Raw genomic sequence first — 17,763 nt, 5'->3', positions numbered from 1 at the left:
ATCTTGAACGCAGGAGGTTCTACATGAAAACATCACGCTTTAGCGATGCACAGATCATCGCCATCCTCAAGCAGGCCGAGTCTGGTTCACCCGTCCCTGAGCTCTGCCGTGAGCATGGCATCAGCTCCGCCACCTTCTACAAGTGGCGCTCCAAATTCGGTGGCATGGATGCCTCTCTCATGGCGCGCCTCAAAGAGCTGGAAGAGGAAAATCGTCGCCTTAAGAAGATGTATGCCGAGGAGCGCCTAAAGGCTGAGATCATCTCCGAGGCGATGGCAAAAAAGTGGTGACGCCATCTGCCCGCAGGGAGATGGCGACCAAGGCTGTGGCTCATTACGCCATTTCTATCCGTCTGGCTTGCCAGGTGTTCAAGGTGAGCGAGGGTTGCTACCGTTATCAGCCCGTGCTGGCTGATGAAAACCAGGAGATTGCCGACTGGCTGCTGCGCCTCACCGCCAACCAGCGCAACTGGGGTTTCGGACTGTGCTTCCTGTACCTGCGTAACGTCAAAGGCTTTGGCTGGAACCACAAGCGGGTCTACCGGATCTATCGGGCGCTAGAGCTCAATCTGCGGATAAAACCCAAGAAGCGGCTAGTGCGGGCCAAGCCGGAGCCGTTGGCAGTCCCTGACCAACCGAATCACTGTTGGTCGATGGACTTTATGCATGACCAGCTCAGCGATGGTCGTTCGGTGCGGTTGTTTAATGTGATCGATGACTTCAATCGCGAAGCACTGTGCATCGAGGTGGATTTTTCCTTGCCTGCCTCGCGAGTCAAACGGGTGCTGGAGCAGGTCATCGAGTGGCGGGGCAAACCAGCCGCAATCCGCTGTGATAATGGTCCGGAATACATCAGCGAAGAGCTCAAGCAATGGGCGCAGCAGAAGAGGATTGCGCTGAGGTATATCCAGCCAGGCAACCCGCAGCAGAATGCCTACATAGAGCGATTTAACCGCACTGTGCGTTACGACTGGTTGGGCCATTACCTGTTTGAGTCACTGAATGAGTTACAGGAATTTGCCACGAACTGGCTGTGGGTTTATAACCATGAGCGGCCCAATATGGCGCTGGGCGGCTACACGCCGAAACAGCGCTTGGCACAGGCCGCATGACCTCTACTTTTGAGTGCTCCAAAAAATGGGGGGATTACCCCAGCACGCATGGGCTACAGCTGTTGAAGTCATTGGCTTCATTACACAGAGTCAGCCTAAGTTTCAACGTGGTGATAAACGTTATGAAAAGGCAATGGCATTAGCAAGTGAATTGCTAGCTCGAGCTCATGAGAAACAGACAGGCCCCTTCCCAGGTGCAACTGATCAAGAAGTTCTGAACGAGTTTCTGGAACTCGATAGAGAACTCCACCTGATGCAGACGTTACGAGGCCTGAATGTCACGAAGAGTGATGTCACTGATAAAAGAAACTCTATTCTTATATTCTCTCTAGAAGGTGACCTAGAGGTTCGTAACTATCGTGACGCTACTGATGCATTACGAGCACTATTCGAGCTTGAGAAAAGGATGCCGGAACGAGATATTGTATTGGTTCGTGCCGATACCAGCGAAGAAGTTCGCTTAGCTTTCAGGAACTATTTTACTGATGCTAGTGATTTTGTTCGACTTGTGAATGATGCTTGTACGATTCTGGGTGGTAGAAAAATAGTACAAAAGGCAATCAAAAAAAAATAGATCTTCAGGTCTACCCACCAAGGTATAGAGTAATTTTCCAATTATTTAAAGATGGCGGACCCCTTCCGCCATCTTTATGTTGAGCTACTCTACGAGCGCCCAACCTCAACCCATCCTTTCTGTGGCAAGCCGGTTTAGGCCACACTCTAACCATTTAAAAAAAAGATGAGAATGATTGACAACCCACAAAAAGGGTGAAACAATAAAAATCCACGATAAGAGATTTTAGACCAGCAACTGGGGTCATCTCACTTGGGCTACCTTTTTCTATACCCTACATCTTTGCTGCCTTCATTATCATAATTTTCATTCGTTTTCTCGGATGGTTTTTGAGCGATGCTCATTTGGATTCAGATAATAAGGGGGTATATATGGAAAAATCTTTTAGTTTTCTATTTATGAAATTTACTGGCTATAGTTTTGAAACAGCATGGGCAGTATTTGTAGGTATTGTGGCTGGTAGCCTGTTGACCTAAAATTTCTTCAAACAAAACGGCGGGTCTCCCCGCCGTTTCCTTTCCACCCGTCACACCGTCTCCGGCCGATCCACATAGAAAGGCGCATCCTCGCCATCCAGGGCCAACAGCTCCCCCTCCAGCTCGATCTCGATGGGCTTGTCGCTGAGGAAATCCACCGCCTTCTTGGGGGACAAGCTGGCGCGGGGCACCGTCAGCAGGATAGCCTCACCGCCGATCACGCTGCGTCCATCCAGGGTCAGCTTCGCCTTCACCTCCGGCTGCACGTTGCCGGCGATGCGGGTGCCGGTGATGGCGTTATAGCTGGCGCTGACGGTCACGGGCCCACCGTCTGCCACCGCCCCCGCCTTGGTGGCCCGCAGCAGCCCCAGGGCATAGTTGATCTCGAAGTCGGTACCGAGCACCAAGGAGGTGGCCCCCTCCTTCACCACCAGGCCGGTGGCCGAGAGATTGGTCTTGCCCAGGCTCACCCATTTGGGATGCGCCAACAGGGTCACCGGCACCTCGGTCAGCGTCCCCGCCCCCTGGTTGATGGGGCTCTCCAACCCCATAAAAGCGGCGGCCAGCAGCACAGGCGGGATCTCGCTGGTCTTGATGTTGACCGTGGCGGGCTTGGGCACGAAGTAGCTCTCCCGCGCCTGGCCCAGCTTGTGCTTGCGCTTGCTCGGGATGCTGATCTTCTCGCTGTCCGGTTTGACTTCCAGACTGTTGACGTCCACCGGGCCGATCACCCCGTTCGAGACGTTGTTGGTGAAGGTCTCGATATAGAGATCCCCTTCCAGGTGCAGTGTTTCGCTCATGACCGTTCTCCCTTGAATTTCACTGTCGTCTTGAAGGCAAGGGGCAGATAGACCACCCCACCCTTGTAACTCGGCTTGACCGGTGCGCTTTCACGCCGAAAGGTACTGTCACCGCAGGCCCGACCGGCCACGGCCTGCAACATGCGCCCCAGCCACACCCCGGCGCTGGCCTCCTTGGGGGTGGCTCTATGCACCAACACCAGCAGCCAAACCTGATCGAACGCGCTTTGCCGCCCGCTTTGGCTGGTTTCGCTCTCCCGCTCTCCCTGGTAAATCACATGAATGGCCGGGGTGTACTGCCCCAGGTTGGCCACCGCCTCCAGGTCGGTGGCCACAAACACCTCCTTGAGCCCCTGCCCTTTCAAGGGCAGCAGCAGCTCGCGCAGCCGCTCCCCCGCCGCCAGGTAGTCGAGTTCAGGCGTGGGGGCACTCATAGGAAGCCCCCAGTTCCCCGGCCAAAGACCCGGCCATCGGACTGCAGCTGGGCCAGGTTCTGGCTCTCCACCTGCTCGCCGTCTGCCGCGAGGCCCAGCGCCAGCTCCCCCTTGCCTACCGACTTGAGGAAGGCCAGAGCCGCCTCATTGCGCTTGGCTATCTGCTCAGGTGCCTGCTCACCATAGAGGCGGTGGCGGGCAATGTCGGCGCAGATGGGGACCAGGGCGCTCGGCACATGGGCCAACGGCAACGGGTAGCGTCCCGCCAGGTAGCCGTCGATCAAGGCGCCGGCGTCCTGCAGGGCGACGGTGATCGCCGCTTCATCCAGCTCGCCGGCCGGGGTCATGGCCAGGCGCAACAGCTCCGCCTCGCCAAAGCGGGTCACCATATCGCTGACGCTGGCGTAGCTCATTTGCCTTTGCCCTTGCTGCTGACGGGTGCGGCCGCAGGCTCTGCCGCATCAGGGGCCGGGCTCAGGCCGCCCACTGCTGCGTCCAGATCCCCGTCCGTCTGCGGTGCATCAGCCAGCGCGAGGGCGACGTCTTCACCCAGGCGGGTGACCACCAGGCGCGGATCGGCCTCCAGGGTCTCGCACTGCACAGGCGACACAGCCAGCTCAGACTTGCCAGGTGCAATCGCCAGGCCCGCGCGATAATAGACCTGACGAACCGTTGATGTGATGCCAACGCGAATAGCCTGTTCCATCTCGTGTTCCATCTCATGTTTCCCTCTGTCTCGTTCCATCCAGGATCCGGTTTAAACGGGGGTTAAACGCCCACACTGCGCTCGCTTCACCCCGCCGTTAAACAGCACGGGTGGGTTACAGGTAGTCCGCCACCACCAGTTCCAGCTTGCCCTTGAGCTCGTTGCTGGAGCTCTCGGAGAGCTCGCGCTCCAGCATCTGGGTCGCCAGCTTTTCCAGGGAGGCCGGCACCACCAGCAGGGTCGGCTTGATGCCGAGCTTGCGGCCGCCGTCCGCCTCGAAGGCACGCATCCTGGAGAAGGCATCCCACAGGTTGTCGGGGGTCAGCGCCCGCTTGTTGGCAAAGGCCAACTGCCAGAAGCCGAAGCCGGCGGCGTCGCGGCAGTCCACCCCGTAGCGGAACTCCTTGCGGGTGAACACAGCCTCGTCGTCAACCTTGGTCATGGCGATGAGCTCGGGGGACTTGCGATCCTGGAAGATGATCGGCTTGAGGGCGCGGCTGGTATCGAGCAGGAACCAGGGCTCGCCGGTATAGGCGCCATCCACCACCAGGTTGGCAACCAGCGCCGGGGTGCCGGTGCCATCGACCTTGGGGTAGACCGGGTGATCGGTATCGAAGAAATACTGGGCGTCGTAGCAGGGTGTGGTGAAACCGGCGCCCAGGAGGCCGAAGCAGAGCTCGTCGGGATGTACCCCGGCCGAGCGCCCCATCTCGGCGAACAGGGGGGCATAGATGCCCAGCTCGTCGTCCGCGATATCGTTGCGATCGACGGCCACAGTGGCTTCGAAGTCTTCGTTGACGATTTGGTAACCGTGGGTCTTCATCGACTCGATCACCCGATCCCCGACCCACTTGCGCAAGCTCGGGAACTTGCCGAGCCAGCCATAGGTGTTGGACTTGGTGGTCGATTTGATCACAGTGGCGATCTTGGTGTACTGGGTCGGCGCCTCGCTCTTGGCATCTTCAAAGTTCTTCTTGAAGCCGGTGAAGAGGGACTGCAGCAGCGCGGGTGTAATCATGGCCATGGTCTATTCCTTCTCTGGTTATACGGAACTGCCTTCGCGTGAAACGGGGCTTGCTCAGGCCTTGGCCTTGGCAAAGTCCTCGTGGCTGATGCCGAGCTGGTCGGCGGCGTACTTGTCTTCGGCCGAGAGCACCGCCTCGCCCTTCTTTTCCGGCAGGGTGACGGCGGCGGTCTGGCTCGCCGTGAGCGCGGCGATGGCCGGGCGCGGCTCCAGCAGCGCCTTGAGGGCAGCCACCCCCTTCTGGGCGGCGTAGGCGGTCAGGTACTCCTCTTCGGCCGCCACCACCTTGCCTGCGGCGCGAGCCTCCTTGATGAGGGTCGCGGCGTCGGTGGTGTCCACCTGGGCGGTCAGGGCCGCCACCTGGGTGACCAGGGCGTTATAGGTCGCCACCGGCACGTATTGCGCCAGGTCAACCTGGGCTCCTTGTTGTACTGACGTCGTCTGTGCCTTGAGGGCGGCCAGAGCGGTCTTCTCGGCCGAGAGCGCGGCCTCCAGCTCCGGTGCCTTCTTGGCACTGGCCTGCAGATTGTCGAGCTCGGTAAGCGCCTTCTGCAGTTGCTCGTCGGTCGGGTCACCGGTCAGCTCGATACCGAGCTTGGCCAGCAGCTTTTTAAGCAGTTCATTCATGGGAGTCTCCTTGTGTGTAGCATGGGCGGGGGTGGCCGGCTGGCCGGGTTGAATCAGTTGGGCACTCAAGGCCGCCAGCGCCTGCATACCCACCACCCCGGGATCGTTGGTGATGGCGGTCATGCGCAGCTCCAGGGGGCGGCCCTGGGCGTCATAGGGGAAGACGGCAGAGAGGAAGCGATACTCTTTGGCAGCAACCAGGGCGGCGGCCCGTTCGGTCCAGCGGGGTTTGATAAAGAGGCCCTCCCCCTCGCGCCACTCGATTTCGTCGCCGTTGTACCAACCGGCCGCCGGGGCTTCCTTGCCCGTCTTTTCGACATTGAGGGTCTGGTGGTCGTAGTCGATGAGGATGTCTTGGCCGAGCGCCTTGGCCCGGTTGATCAGGGTAGTGGCGATGGTCTTGTCGAGCTGCCAGTGGCCACCAGGCACATCGAAGGGGCGGCCATCCCTGGCCTTGAACGGGCCGACCGGCAGCAGTTGATACCAACCGTCATCCTGCTGGGTAAGCTGCGCATCGAGCACGGCCAGCCCCAGGGTGGTGGGTCTGGCATTCAAGATGGCCACGGCAATCGCAGATGGGGGCATCACTCTTACTCCGGCTGGACATAGCAAAAATCACTGGTGCCAGTGTTAGGGAGGAGTGCAAGGGGTGGGGTTTATGGTGGGTTAGTGCAGATCTAGATTAAACGGCAAAAGCACGAATGTTCTTGCGGGGATATTGGAGCCTGCATGACAAGCTGGTGACTACTTTACATACACCCCGATTACGGCTACAAATTGAGTGCCGCTATACCTTCAAGGGAGCGGTGTAAGGCTGCCTAGAAACGTCTGGTCAGTGCCCGCCACTACGGATTTGTAAGGGACGGGACTTCAACTTAAACCGAAGTCCGTCCGGCCATAACTCAATCGATACCGTTACGGACTTCAATACCAGATTTATTGAGGTCACGACCATGGGCAACATCGCCAAACATCGCCACCAGGCAGCCGTTCGTCAATCCTTCCACTGCTTCTATTGTGGACTTCCCATGTGGGAGTCATCCCCAACGGCCTTTATCAATCAACATGGGCTGACAAAAGCGGAGGCTAGTCTGCTGCAATGCACTGGAGAGCACCTGCACCCCAAAGGCGAAGGCGGTTCTGACAAGAGCCATAACATTGTCGCCGCCTGTAAACATTGCAACCAGACTCGTCATAAGAGCTCCAAAATAATGACCCCGACCCAGTATCGGCAAAAGGTACAGAAACGGCTCAATAAAGGGGCGTGGTTTCCTGAGGGAGTGATCCGCAAAGCCAAAGGTAAACGCACAACGGCTGTTTAATGGTGTTTAAACGCCTTTTCCCTGCTGTAAGACGGTGCCAGATATACCAGTGTGGCGGTCTGGCCCTCACAGACGCTCCCAGCGGCTTAGGGCGCGTCCGCCGTCAGATAGCCTTCCAGCGTCTCCAGCACGCTCTGCTGGTCTACTTCCGACAACCCCAGATAGGGGCGCTCAGGCAGGTTGCTCTCTGGGCGGCCGAACTGGTGGGCGGCACCGTATTCCAGCGGGGTGCCGAAGTAGAGGGCCCGGGGGTCGGCCTGATAGTTGAGGGTGTCGCGCAGATCGTCGTTGAGGCGCAGCACCTCGTCGGCATGGCGCGGCTTGCGGGCGCGGTACTTGTCCGAGAGGGGGGCCCAGGGCTCCCCTTCCGGGGTCTCCTGCGCATCCCAGCGATCCCGGTGGGAGAGCGCCAGCCCCTCGCCGATGTCCGCCAGAGGCTCGCTTAAGTCGCCGGTGCGCTGATAGAGCCGGGCCAGCAGCTCATGGGCATCGGCCACCCCATGGTGGCTGATAGCGATAAAGCTGCCCGCCATCAGGCCTCATCCTCAAAGGTGGTCATAAAGTGCAGGGCCTCCTTATCGGCCGCAGCCATGGCGGCAGCCCAGAGATCCCCCAGCAGGTCGGCCTCTTCACCTTCGGCTTGTTCGCACAAGGCATCCAGCGCCTTGGCCTGAGCCAGGGTAAAGGGGCCATCTTCTGCCAGCAGGGCGCTGGCTTGCTCCAACAGGGTCATCCTTTCTCTCCTTTGCGGCTGGCGGTCGTGGCCTGGGCCAGCATGGCCTCCACCCGTTTGGCCAGTTCGGGGAAGTGCGCCACCATGGCATCCCTCGCTAAGACCCAGGCGGCAAACGCCTCGGCGGCGGCTTCCATCCTGGTCTTGCCGGCATACTCCGTTAGCAGCCCCACTCCCGTCAGGTCAGGCTCCCCGGCCCAGAAGTGAACCTGGTGGCCGAGTTCGTGCAACCAGGTTGAGAGCCGCTGGGCTGATTCTCCCTGCTTGCCGCCGACGTTGGCGGAGATGCTCCAGTGACGGCGCAGTGACTCGCCGCTGGTGCCCCTTGGCTGCCACTGACGGGGCCCGGTGTTGGCATGGGCATCGGTCACCACTTCGGCCGCCGCCGCTTGCACCGCCTGCATGTCCACTGCTTTGAGTGTATCACCGGCCTTCACTTTGATAACCAGATGGCCCCAGCTTTTGGCCGTAAAGCCGTTGGTCGCGCTGGCCCGGCGCGTGTAATAGAGGGAGCGTACCAGGTAAGGGTCTGTGCCCAGGTACTCGGCAATAGCCGGCGCAACCTTGAGTCCTGCCGCTCCCTTGCCCATCTCGGTCTGCTTGATAAACAGGGTCTTGATTGGGTGGGCCTTGAGAAAGGCCGCCAAGGGCTCGCGCTGGGGGGCGGGTAGCTGGGCCAGCAAATCGCTGACCCCCTGCGCCGTCACCCCCTTGGCCGTCGAGAAGGCGCTCTCTACCAGGCGTTCCGGCAGACGCTCGGCCAGCGCGGGTTTCGCCGCCTCCCGCTTGGCCATCGCCTCGGTCAGGGCGGCGGGCGTCTTTGGCCGGTAATCAAAACCGGGGTCGATGCCACGAGGGATCCGGTGTATCTCCCCGGTGGCCTTGTCCACCCACTCATAATCGCCATCATCCGGTGCCTGGCCCACCGTCAACCCCCGACGCTTGAGATCCGCCTCGGAGAGCAGGAACTTCTTGCACTTGCAGCCATAGCCGTTGCTGGGGCTGTGGGTCTCCCACCAGGGATGGTCCACCGGCAGCACCAGGTTGTTCCACTTGAGGTGCAGCTCCCTGGGGTGCTCGGAGTCGCCGTGACGATAGAGCGCATAGGGGCGCTTGTGCTTGATGCGCTCAATCTGGTCATCACGCCCGGCGTTGTAGCTCTGGCGCAGGTTGGTCTCGAAGATGACGCGAGAGCGCCAGGAGGCTGGGCCGGTGTGCTTCCACCCATGGCGAGCCACGATTTCCTTGAACGCTTTCTGGAACGCACCGAGGGATTGCCCTTCGCTTATCGCCTTGTCCACCGCCCCTCGCAGGTCCGCCAGCAAGTCCGTCTTGGTCGCCCCCGCCACCATAAAGGCGCGGTTATGGGCATCCCGCCACACATCGGCCCAACGCTCGCTCGGCATATTCAGCTTCTGGCGAAAGAAGGCGATCGCCTCCTCGAACGGCAGACTGCCGTAACGAACGGGCATCAGTTGCCCTCCTCCATCTCCAGCATGCCGAGCAGTTCGCTGGCGGCGATGGCCTGGGCCAGCAGTGCCCCCAGTTCGTCATGGCTGAGGTTGGGCTCCAGCGCCAGCAGGCCATCCCGGATCTCCTCCAGGGTGGTGGCCTGCATCACCAGTGCCTGGACGGCATCGGTCATGCCGGCGAGCAAAGGGGCCACCTCGGCCTGCAGCCGGGCCAGCTGGGCATCGTTGTTATCACCCTGGACAGGGGGCTTGGCCGCCAGCGCCGCCAATCCCTGCGCCGTCAGGGCCGCCTCCCCGACCCCTGCCTGCTTATCGACGATGACCAGCACCTCTTCCCCTTCCTTGGGTGCCGGGATCTGCAGTTTGTCGCGCACCCACTGCGCCGGGATCTGCATCCCCATGCCCACCAGGGCCCGCAGCGGATAGGCCAGATCGCGCATGTCCTCCGGCTCGGTCACGTCAAACTCCAGGCGCGGGCAGCGGCGCGGCCCCTGGAAGCTCTTGCCGTTCAGGGCAAACAGCGGATAGACCAAATCCCGGGTCAGGGTCGCGGCGAGCTGGCGAAGGTCCGCATCCCGCACCTCCTGGCGCACCTCGTTATGCACGTTGCCGAGCGCATTGGTCGAGCTCTTGCCGTCGGCCTGGCTGGTCAAGGTGCCCCCCAGAATGGCCTTGCTCATGGAGCGCTCGCACCAGTCCATCATCACCAAAAAGGGCTCGGCCTGGCCATTGGCCGCATTCTGGAACTCGATCTCCATCCCCCGGGGGATGATGCCGCCCGCATTGTGACCGATGGAGAGCACCGCCTGCAGCAAGGTGGATTTCTCCTTCTCGGTCGCCCCTTCCGGGTATTTGCCCAGGCGCACCGGCAGGCCGTAGATCTCCAGAAACTCGGCGAGATCCCGCACGCTGTAATTCTTGAACAGGAAGGGCCAGACCAGGGTGCGGATAAGGCCGGTGCGGGCGAGATAGCCGGATTTCGACTTGGCCTTGTGCATGACCCAGCCGAACGGATTGAGGGCGGCCCCCTCCTTGCTGCCGTCCCGCAGCCGCAACTGGTTCCAGTCATCCGGGTGGGTCTGGAACCAGGCGGGATCCCGCCAGACGATGCCCTTGGGGAGCTGCAGCCCCTCCACCATCTCCCAGCCGCTGAACTCCTGGGCACTGAACCCCTTGAGCACCGCATCGGTGGCGTCAAAGATGGCGTCGTCCAGCCAGGTGAAGTCCTCCAGCAGCTCGCGGATCATCTCGCAGTCGCGCTGCTCGGCGGGAGTGGCATTACGGGGCGGCTCTATGGTCCAGCTCACCCCGAGCAGGGACCGGCGCCGCTTGCCAAGCTCGCTCTGCAGGTGAGCGTCCTTCTCTTCCATGTCTTCGGCCAGCTCGCACTGGGCGATGAGGCTTCCCTCCTCCGCCTCTTTCAGCGCAGCAGCAGCCTTGCCCGGGGTGAGCCCCACCGTGGGGTGTTCGCTGTAGTGACGGCGCAGCTGGGCCAGCTTGGCATCGTTTTCGGTTTGCGGCTCTTTCTGCAGGCGCAGCGAGTTGCCATGAATGTCGATGAGTCCGGCCATTACCAACCCCCTCTCTCATTTTTGATCAGATCCCTCGTCCCGAGGGATGGGTGATAGTCGTCGTTGCTGTCGCGCCCGTGTTTACCAGGTAAGGGGGTGAACTCGATGGCGCCCCCCTCCATCCAACTCGCCCGCACTGCCATGGCCAAGGCCACCGCAAAGTCGCCGTGACGCTGCTGGCCGCCCTGGCCGGTGTTCTTGCCCTTGTCGATCTTGGGCACCCCGTTGATGACCTGGATCTTGCCCAGATCGTCCTGCACGTCCGCATGGCGCGGGATCATGAGGTTGCCATCCTCAAACTCGGCCTTGAGCTTAGGCATCCACTCCCGATACCAGGGGTCATTGAGCATCACGCACTCGATCATGCTGGCGCCCCAGCGCAGCCGAGCAGCTTCTGCCAGATAACCGCCGTTACCGGTGGCATCGAAGGCGGCCGCCGTGAAGCGGTGTAGCCCCTGCAGCAGGTAGAACAGGATCTGGCGCTGGGTCTCATAGGGAGCGTTGACCAGTTCCACCACGAAGGGCACCCGTTTGCGCAGGTTGGGGGCGATGGCGAGCGGCACGAACACCGATAAGTCCCCCTTGCGGGCGAAGTCCTCGCCGAGCACATGGCGGCAGCTGTGATCGAGCGCCTCCAGGCAGGGCTTGAGATTCTCCTCGCACCAGAGCTCCGCCACCGCCTTGCGGGTCTCCTCGCTTTGCAGCTCGAAGTCCGCAGGGGAAGTGAAGCGCAGGATGGGGATATCCGGCTGCATGGCACGCTCGATCAGGGTGCGCTTGATATAGACGCCGCTACTCTGTTTGGGCACGCAGAAATACTCCTCCAGCGCATCCTCTTCGGTGGCGGTAGCCTTGAGCAGCCCTGCCTTCCAGCTCTCCTCGGCCTCCGACGTCCAGGGCGTGCCCTTGACCTGGCAGATGCGACGATAGAGCCCCTGACGGCAGGCGTCGTCCAGGCTGATGGTGTGAATGGAATAGTCTTTACGACCCGCCCGGCTGTCATTTATCAGCTGGTTAAACAGGTTATCGACGCCGTTGTGGGTGCTGATAAGGCGCACCTTGGCCCCCCACATGGTCAGCGCCATCGCAGCCTTGAGTACCTCGGCCAGCCGGTCGTGGAACGCCGCCTCGTCGATGGTGACATTCCCCTGCATCCCCCGCAGGTTGGAGGGGTTGCTGGAGAGGGCCTGCACCTTGAAGCCCGAGGCGAAATAGACCACGAAGGTGAGGATCGCCTTGTCCTCGTCGTCGGTGAACACCTCCTCCTGGATCTCACCGGCTGCCTTGTTGTACGCCTTGGCCCACATGGCCACGGCATCGATAAACTCACGGGCCATCTCCTTGTTGCTGCCCACATAGAAGTGGTGGCAACCCCCGGCCGTTTTAGTCTTGGAGGCCGTCAGGGCGGCGTCGGCCGCCTCCGCCCAGGTGATCCCGGTACGGCGGCTCTTCTCGGCGATCTTGAGCGGGCTCTCGTCGGCAATCCAGATACGCTGGTAGGGCAGCAGCACCTCGTCGGGGTTGTATTCGGTACCGAGGGACTGGGCCAACTGTTGGGCGATCGTGGTCATCAGGCAATCCCCAGGATTTCGCGGCGAATGGCGGCGGCGGCCTCACCGCTCAGGCCCGCCTGGGTGACGATGGCCTCGGTCTTGGCGGCCACCTCCTCGGCAAAGGCCTGGCGGATCTCCTTCTCCCGCTTGTGGCTTTGCATGGCCGTGGATTCGAGGCGCTGGGCCGCCAGCATGGCGTTTTTCAGCATGTCGATATCCACCGCCTCCTCCGGGTTCTGCACCTGGGCCAGCATCGCCTTGAACAGCTGGGAGCGGCCGAGTTCCAGGATGAGCTTGGTGGTCTCCCCCATCGGCTTGTCGCCGAGCTGGGCCGTCAAGGCCGCCGTGGTCTCCCGCAAGTCGCGCAGGTGCTGGCCCACCAGCTCCACCTGGCTGGCGTGCCGGCTGAGCCCAGAGCGGGAGAGCTTGAGATCATCGGGCAGCCCAGCACCTTCGATAAGGCCATTGATCTCGTCCAGGATGGCGGCCTGGCTGTTGGCCTTGTCGCGCAACATCTCGTTGAGGGCGTTGCGGATAGCTTCGGGCAGCAGCCACACCTTGCTGGCCCGGCCCCGGGTCGGTTTCTCGGCCATGGTCATCCTCCCTCAATCTTCGGCACGGGGCTTCTTGACGCCAGGCACGCTGGATCGCCCTTCGGCCACATCCTGACCCCGACCGGTGAGGTGGGCCACCTGCACCTGGGCCAATTTCTCGATGCGCACCAACCCCTGCTCATCCAGCCAGGCCAGCAGGGTCTTGACCCGATCCCGGGACACCCGGCCGGTACCCAGCTGGTCGAGGCAGTCATTGAGGATCGACTCGTTGGCCGCCCCGCCGATATCGAGCAAGGATCGCAAGATCACCAGGCGTTGCTGGGCGTCCAATATTCCTTGAATGCTCATGGTCTCTCCTTGAGTTCATTTTCCAGCAGCAGGTCGGCGAGCCGGCGAGCCTGGCGCAGCTCCGGCGCCAGTGCCCGCAGCTCGCCACGCAATTCGCTTATCTCCAGTTGCAGGGTGTGCAACTCCTTCTCGGTCGGCAGATCCGAAAGTTGCTGCTCGACCCTGGCCACCCTGGCGGCCAAGCCGGTGACATCCTCCCGTTTGGCATAGGTCTTGGAGAGCAGGATGATGACAATCAACCCCACCAGACTGGCCAGGGCGTACAGGGGCCCCCAGTTCTTAACGATGAAATCCCACACGGATTGCCTCCTTGCGCTCGAATAGGGTCTGGCACTCGATGCAGCGCGGCGCATCGGGTTCGGCATGCAGCCGTGCAATCGGGATGGGCTCATCACAATCGCAGCAGATGCCATCGCCACGGGGTTTGGGCCTTGCCCGGTGGGCGTCAATAAGGCGCCCGGTCCGCTCGGCGTCGAGCTGCTGGGCGCGGTCTATGGGGTCGCTCAAGGGTGTCTCCTGCCCTGCTTGATGGCTTATTTGATGACGTGGGTCGCCTTGAGGCGCCCCCAGATGGCCAGCAGGCCGCCGATGGCACTGGCCAGATCCACGGCGGTGGAGACCAGGCTGGCTTGGGTACCGGTATCGATCGGTACGCCGAACAGGCCGGCGATACCGGCCCCCACGGCGATGACGCCCCCGATGACGGCACGGCTCCTGAGCGCAGGCTTTGCTTGGGGTAGCAGGGAATCAGGCATGATGGGCTTCCTTCTGTTGAGATGGGGTAAGACGGGCACGGGCCCGCAGGCGATCCAGCTCCCCTACCGACCGCCAGCCCTGCTCGTACAGGGATTGGCGAGTGGCGTGATGGCTGTAGAGCGGGATGGCCTCCAGATCCGCACCGGCCAGGGCGGCCTTGAGATGGGCGCGGCGCCCATCCTTGAAGCAGGCGAGGTAACGGGGGTTCTTGAGCTCAGGGATGCCGAAATAGCCGGCCACCTCGATCCGCTGCTGGGCCCGTTGGCGCTTGTTGGTGAGGCTGGGTTTGCTCATGCCGCCCCCTCACCGAACCGGGTCGAGAGCAGGTAACTCTGCAGGCGCAGCAGGCGGTTGCTCCAGCCGTGAGCATTGGCCCACTGGCTGGGGTCTTTGCGCACGATGCCAAGCATGAAACCGGCGCGGACCTCAAGCAGCGCGAGCAGCAGGGCCCGGCCACCATCCCGGCCGGTCTTGGCGGCCAGCACCCGCAAGGTTTGCGAGCCCAGCACCCCATCGACCATGACACCGAGCGCCTGCTGCAACTGGCGCACTGAGCGGCCAGGGCCGTGATGCACGGCCCCATCGAACAGGGCGATGGCAATCAGCGGACAGACGCTATCAACCCGATCGCAACGGGCTGGCAGCCAGTAGTTCGCGCGGTAAAACAGCTGGGCGTGGGCAGGGGTCGCATCGCCGACGGCAATATCCGGCCGACCATCCCGATCGAGGTCGAGCATGCCATCTTTCTTGCCGTCGGCGGCATCGGCCATGCCGAACTTGGTGTGGCCGCCACGGTCGGCCGGGTGGTTGACCTCGCCCCCTTCCACATCGGGACGGAGCAACCAGGCAAGAGCAATCGGGTAGGTATCAGGCAACATAAAAGGCCCCTCGATAAACTGCGTTATCGCAGCGTACCGAGGGGCCTTAATGGGGCGGGTTTATGGTGGGTTACTTCAATGCTTGAGTCTTAAAGTTTAAATTAAAGCCCTGCATCATCTTTAGTCTTACTTTCCTGCTCACAATCAGCTTCGTTGGTAAAACTATATTCAATTGCTAGATACCCTTTGTCGGAAGCATTTGCAGCAGCAATAAGCCCAATCTTTGATAGATTATTTGGTAATGCCTTACCCTCACCAGACCAAGTGGTAAAAAGATACCGTTCCTTCTTCTGTAAGGCTGTCATCCAATCTTCCGGCTCTTTCCATATTGACCCAGACGCTAAAAAATCTACTCTTTTGTGTGCACCGTATCGCTCATCCAGTTTTTTCTCAAAATCATCAAAGTTAGTTTGTAACTGATAGCCGTGACTGCTTGTCAAAATGTCCTTTCCAACTGCTTTAATCCAACACAACCCAGCCTTATCTGAAATTTGCACCACATACTGCTCATATTGAGGATGTGGTTTTGGTGGGTTATTGAATATGAAAATGCCATTTCCGGCAGGTGTTAAATGGCCTTTGAACATTTCCTTCGTCATCCCCATGGAAACACCAAATGGGCCATCGGTAGCTAGCATAGCGTTTTCATCAACGGTAGACTCTGACGCTGGCACTAGTGTATTGGCTTGGGTTGCTGTAGATGCCCCTACAGGCTTACTGGCGGGTTCCGCAGATACTTTGTCTGTTAATGACAGTCCATATTTCGCAATTAAATATTGCTGTTCTAGCATCGCCAGTGTCTGTTCCTGGGTTGCTACCGTAGACTGGCTGATTGCAGCAATTAAACCACCGCTATACTGGGCTGCTTTTGCTTTAGCCTCAACTAGTTGCTGTTTTGCCTGTTCAATCTCGCTTTGCAGTGACTGCGCACGCTCGGAATCAGGTTGACTGGTAGGTGCAATCACAGTCACCTTTGCGCCAGTTTCAATAGCTTGAATGCGCTGGTTAACTATGTCTCTGCTCAACTTCAGTGTTTCTTCTCGAACCTGTTTGATGGTCTTAATCAGTCCACTGTTGTACTGTGCAATTTCGCCAGAAACAGTCTCGATTTCTTGCTCCAACTGACCCCGTTCCTGTTTAAGCTGATTGACTAGCTCTTGCTCTTGTGGAGTCAAAGTTCTTTGCCCATTACAAGCTGGAAGGATAAATATTGAACACACCAATAATGCTATCTGAGTTTTTTTAAGCATTGTATCCCCTAATCCCTGATTCAACTTATCGATCATCAACTCTTGTACGGAGAGTAACTCAATCCATACAGCACCCGAACACTGGTAAGTCAGCCATAAAAAAGAACCTCGTCAAATGAGGTCCTTTTGTATCTGTGAAGAAGCGCGCAATTTAATGACAGCTACTTCAGTTACCTAAACAGATCTGGCTGATGGCGGCGCCGTGTAAGCTCCCGCTGCTCTGCCACTACCGCATAAGTCTGCGGCACGGAGAGGCCGTGCTTACGGGCCAACTGGTCGATGTTGCGGCCATTGAACTCATCCCAGATGGCCCGATCACGCAACGCCGCCTTGAGGTGTTCCCCGGTCGGGATGTAGTAGGCCCGGCCGCCCATATAGTGAGCCTGCACCAATGCCAGCTTGCGGGCCTGGGCCAAGGCCTTATCCGCTGCCATTCCGCTGCGCCCCAGCTCACAGGCGAGCACATCGACCAGCTCGGCCAGTGCCTTGGGCCACTTGGCGGTCAGCTCAGCCGCCGGGATTTGATCCAGTCGGTCCACCAACTGCCCCAAGGATTCATGGTCATCGGCGAACAGGTCCAGATTCTCTTGGCTGCTATCCATGTTGCACCTCCGCCTGCATCTGCTCAAAGGCTGCCACAACGGCCTGATAGCCCGCCACACGCCCGGTTTTCTCATTGATTGGGACAGTTTTCTTGGCCGCCTGCAGCGCCTTGACCATCTCTCGCTTGTGCCAGTGCTTGAGGGACTCCAGCACTGAATAAGCCAACGCACCATCAAGCCAGGACACCTCGGCCACACCCACCCCGTTGTTGATCCGCACCGTCTGACGCGCCACATAGTGATTGAGCGCAGTCTCGCTGCCATCACACAGCAGGCCGTGGCGGTGCATGGTGATCCAGATAGCCCGGATCACCCCTATCTCAGCCGTCCGAACCGGGGTACCGCTGACCGGGCTTAAACGCTTCTGCTTGCCCCCTTTTACGCCACGTTTAACGGTCGGTTTAAACCCTGCCCCCTTCATGACCTGCAGCACCTTGTCCAACTCCTGGATCGACAGCGCTGCCGCCGAACGCTTGCCGCTCTGCTGGACCAGCAGCGCTCGATAGGTCTCCTCATCCAGCCCCAGGGAGCGGCGGCCCACCTGCACCAGCCGGATCAAGCGGGTGCGTTCATTGCTTGCTGTCATGACTTCTCCCCACTTTTGCCACCCAGATTTGACCGGCAGGCACATCGTTTCCATTGCGCCACTCAGGGCAATGACTATCGAGCCACTGCTCGGCACCTTGCTGGTTCAAGGGGCCAAACTTCATCACATAGGCCAGCAGGGCCTGCCAATTAGACGCCGCCATGACTGACCTCTGCTGCTCTGGCTTGCTGCAGCTCTGCCACGAGTTGCCAGCGCATCTGGCTGGCCTCTCCTGCCAGGGCAAACAGCCCTTGAGCACGAGCCTCTCTATCAAACTGCTTGAGCTGTCTGCACACAGCCCGTTTATCAGGGGTCGCCTGTGCAATGGCGGCCGCGCTGAAAATCTTGGTAAGCCGAATATCCATCTCTGTTTTGGTCATCGCCGT

Annotated in this window: 26 protein-coding genes; 3 read left to right on the top strand and 23 right to left on the bottom strand. The window is 60.1% G+C overall.

The features are described 5' to 3' along the window. Positions 1-23: 23 nt before the first annotated feature. Positions 24-1,111, top strand: a protein-coding gene (locus tag I6L32_RS14860; RefSeq protein ID WP_088821966.1) for an IS3-like element ISAs22 family transposase whose coding sequence is annotated in 2 segments (ribosomal slippage) — positions 24-276 and positions 276-1,111 — 1,089 coding nt in all. Because the reading frame shifts where the segments join, the coding sequence is not laid out codon by codon here. Positions 1,112-1,124: 13 nt separating this feature from the next. Next, a complete protein-coding gene (locus tag I6L32_RS14855; protein ID WP_216944082.1) occupies positions 1,125-1,685 on the top strand; it encodes a hypothetical protein in 561 nt (186 codons plus the stop codon). A gap of 526 nt (positions 1,686-2,211) precedes the next feature. Here the strand turns inward: I6L32_RS14855 and I6L32_RS14850 are convergent. From I6L32_RS14850 to I6L32_RS14825, 6 genes are all read right to left on the bottom strand, one after another. Beyond that, positions 2,212-2,961 carry a hypothetical protein gene (locus I6L32_RS14850; protein ID WP_216944081.1) on the bottom strand — a complete coding sequence of 250 codons (750 nt, stop codon included), beginning with the start codon at positions 2,959-2,961 and terminating at the stop codon, positions 2,212-2,214. After that, positions 2,958-3,395, bottom strand: a complete 438-nt coding sequence (locus I6L32_RS14845) for a hypothetical protein (RefSeq protein ID WP_216944080.1) — start codon at positions 3,393-3,395, stop codon at positions 2,958-2,960. The genes I6L32_RS14850 and I6L32_RS14845 overlap by 4 nt, the downstream gene beginning before the upstream one ends. Then, on the bottom strand, positions 3,392-3,808 hold the full coding sequence (locus I6L32_RS14840; protein ID WP_216944079.1) for a gp436 family protein: 417 nt from the start codon (positions 3,806-3,808) through the stop codon (positions 3,392-3,394). Before I6L32_RS14840 ends, I6L32_RS14845 begins: the two co-directional genes overlap by 4 nt. After that, positions 3,805-4,113, bottom strand: coding sequence for an HI1506-related protein (locus I6L32_RS14835; protein WP_254203828.1), 309 nt, complete (start codon positions 4,111-4,113; stop codon positions 3,805-3,807). Before I6L32_RS14835 ends, I6L32_RS14840 begins: the two co-directional genes overlap by 4 nt. Before the next feature lie 103 nt (positions 4,114-4,216). Further along, positions 4,217-5,125 carry a Mu-like prophage major head subunit gpT family protein gene (locus I6L32_RS14830; protein ID WP_216944078.1) on the bottom strand — a complete coding sequence of 303 codons (909 nt, stop codon included), beginning with the start codon at positions 5,123-5,125 and terminating at the stop codon, positions 4,217-4,219. A gap of 54 nt (positions 5,126-5,179) precedes the next feature. Beyond that, positions 5,180-6,337, bottom strand: a complete 1,158-nt coding sequence (locus tag I6L32_RS14825) for a phage protease (RefSeq protein WP_216944077.1) — start codon at positions 6,335-6,337, stop codon at positions 5,180-5,182. A 368-nt stretch (positions 6,338-6,705) separates the two neighbouring features. On the opposite strand from I6L32_RS14825, the gene I6L32_RS14820 reads away from it, so the two are divergent. Next, positions 6,706-7,074, top strand: coding sequence for an HNH endonuclease (locus tag I6L32_RS14820; RefSeq protein WP_182935450.1), 369 nt, complete (start codon positions 6,706-6,708; stop codon positions 7,072-7,074). 86 nt (positions 7,075-7,160) lie between these two features. Here the strand turns inward: I6L32_RS14820 and I6L32_RS14815 are convergent, their stop codons facing one another. From I6L32_RS14815 to I6L32_RS14735, 17 genes are all read right to left on the bottom strand, one after another. Further along, positions 7,161-7,607 (bottom strand): phage virion morphogenesis protein, encoded by a 447-nt coding sequence (locus I6L32_RS14815; protein ID WP_216944076.1) that lies wholly within the window; start codon positions 7,605-7,607, stop codon positions 7,161-7,163. Next, complete coding sequence (locus I6L32_RS14810; RefSeq protein WP_216944075.1) at positions 7,607-7,807, bottom strand: hypothetical protein; 201 nt, start codon at positions 7,805-7,807, stop codon at positions 7,607-7,609. The genes I6L32_RS14815 and I6L32_RS14810 overlap by 1 nt, the downstream gene beginning before the upstream one ends. Then, on the bottom strand, positions 7,804-9,279 hold the full coding sequence (locus tag I6L32_RS14805; protein ID WP_216944074.1) for a phage minor head protein: 1,476 nt from the start codon (positions 9,277-9,279) through the stop codon (positions 7,804-7,806). Before I6L32_RS14805 ends, I6L32_RS14810 begins: the two co-directional genes overlap by 4 nt. Beyond that, positions 9,279-10,850 (bottom strand): DUF935 domain-containing protein, encoded by a 1,572-nt coding sequence (locus tag I6L32_RS14800; protein WP_216944073.1) that lies wholly within the window; start codon positions 10,848-10,850, stop codon positions 9,279-9,281. The genes I6L32_RS14805 and I6L32_RS14800 overlap by 1 nt, the downstream gene beginning before the upstream one ends. Beyond that, on the bottom strand, positions 10,850-12,421 hold the full coding sequence (locus I6L32_RS14795; protein WP_216944072.1) for a terminase family protein: 1,572 nt from the start codon (positions 12,419-12,421) through the stop codon (positions 10,850-10,852). The genes I6L32_RS14800 and I6L32_RS14795 overlap by 1 nt, the downstream gene beginning before the upstream one ends. Continuing rightward, the gene (locus tag I6L32_RS14790; RefSeq protein ID WP_216944071.1) at positions 12,421-12,996 is read right to left on the bottom strand and encodes a DUF3486 family protein; all 576 of its coding nucleotides are present in this window, start codon (positions 12,994-12,996) and stop codon (positions 12,421-12,423) included. The genes I6L32_RS14795 and I6L32_RS14790 overlap by 1 nt, the downstream gene beginning before the upstream one ends. A gap of 12 nt (positions 12,997-13,008) precedes the next feature. Continuing rightward, positions 13,009-13,305 (bottom strand): hypothetical protein, encoded by a 297-nt coding sequence (locus I6L32_RS14785; protein WP_010674005.1) that lies wholly within the window; start codon positions 13,303-13,305, stop codon positions 13,009-13,011. Beyond that, positions 13,302-13,604: a DUF2730 family protein gene (locus tag I6L32_RS14780; protein WP_081332095.1), complete on the bottom strand. Its 303-nt coding sequence runs from the start codon at positions 13,602-13,604 to the stop codon at positions 13,302-13,304. Before I6L32_RS14780 ends, I6L32_RS14785 begins: the two co-directional genes overlap by 4 nt. Further along, positions 13,585-13,812: a TraR/DksA C4-type zinc finger protein gene (locus I6L32_RS14775; protein WP_042074576.1), complete on the bottom strand. Its 228-nt coding sequence runs from the start codon at positions 13,810-13,812 to the stop codon at positions 13,585-13,587. Before I6L32_RS14775 ends, I6L32_RS14780 begins: the two co-directional genes overlap by 20 nt. A gap of 26 nt (positions 13,813-13,838) precedes the next feature. Further along, entirely contained in the window at positions 13,839-14,060 is a 222-nt protein-coding gene (locus tag I6L32_RS14770) for a hypothetical protein (RefSeq protein ID WP_104452626.1), read from the bottom strand. Further along, on the bottom strand, positions 14,053-14,355 hold the full coding sequence (locus I6L32_RS14765) for a hypothetical protein (protein ID WP_216944070.1): 303 nt from the start codon (positions 14,353-14,355) through the stop codon (positions 14,053-14,055). Before I6L32_RS14765 ends, I6L32_RS14770 begins: the two co-directional genes overlap by 8 nt. Further along, complete coding sequence (locus I6L32_RS14760; protein ID WP_216944069.1) at positions 14,352-14,939, bottom strand: glycoside hydrolase family 108 protein; 588 nt, start codon at positions 14,937-14,939, stop codon at positions 14,352-14,354. The genes I6L32_RS14765 and I6L32_RS14760 overlap by 4 nt, the downstream gene beginning before the upstream one ends. 101 nt (positions 14,940-15,040) lie before the next feature. Continuing rightward, positions 15,041-16,225 (bottom strand): hypothetical protein, encoded by a 1,185-nt coding sequence (locus tag I6L32_RS14755; RefSeq protein ID WP_216944068.1) that lies wholly within the window; start codon positions 16,223-16,225, stop codon positions 15,041-15,043. A gap of 134 nt (positions 16,226-16,359) precedes the next feature. Next, positions 16,360-16,791 (bottom strand): Mor transcription activator family protein, encoded by a 432-nt coding sequence (locus tag I6L32_RS14750; protein ID WP_216944067.1) that lies wholly within the window; start codon positions 16,789-16,791, stop codon positions 16,360-16,362. After that, positions 16,784-17,377 (bottom strand): gp16 family protein, encoded by a 594-nt coding sequence (locus I6L32_RS14745; RefSeq protein WP_216944066.1) that lies wholly within the window; start codon positions 17,375-17,377, stop codon positions 16,784-16,786. The genes I6L32_RS14750 and I6L32_RS14745 overlap by 8 nt, the downstream gene beginning before the upstream one ends. Then, complete coding sequence (locus I6L32_RS14740) at positions 17,361-17,540, bottom strand: hypothetical protein (protein ID WP_216944065.1); 180 nt, start codon at positions 17,538-17,540, stop codon at positions 17,361-17,363. Before I6L32_RS14740 ends, I6L32_RS14745 begins: the two co-directional genes overlap by 17 nt. Further along, entirely contained in the window at positions 17,527-17,757 is a 231-nt protein-coding gene (locus I6L32_RS14735) for a hypothetical protein (protein WP_042074588.1), read from the bottom strand. Before I6L32_RS14735 ends, I6L32_RS14740 begins: the two co-directional genes overlap by 14 nt. Positions 17,758-17,763: the final 6 nt, after the last annotated feature.

The sequence above is a fragment of the Aeromonas sp. FDAARGOS 1402 genome, from assembly GCF_019046925.1.
GTDB classification, from domain to species: Bacteria; Pseudomonadota; Gammaproteobacteria; order Enterobacterales; family Aeromonadaceae; genus Aeromonas; species Aeromonas caviae.
Note: the sequence above shows the minus strand (reverse complement) of the source record. Positions and strands in the feature narration are given on the sequence as shown.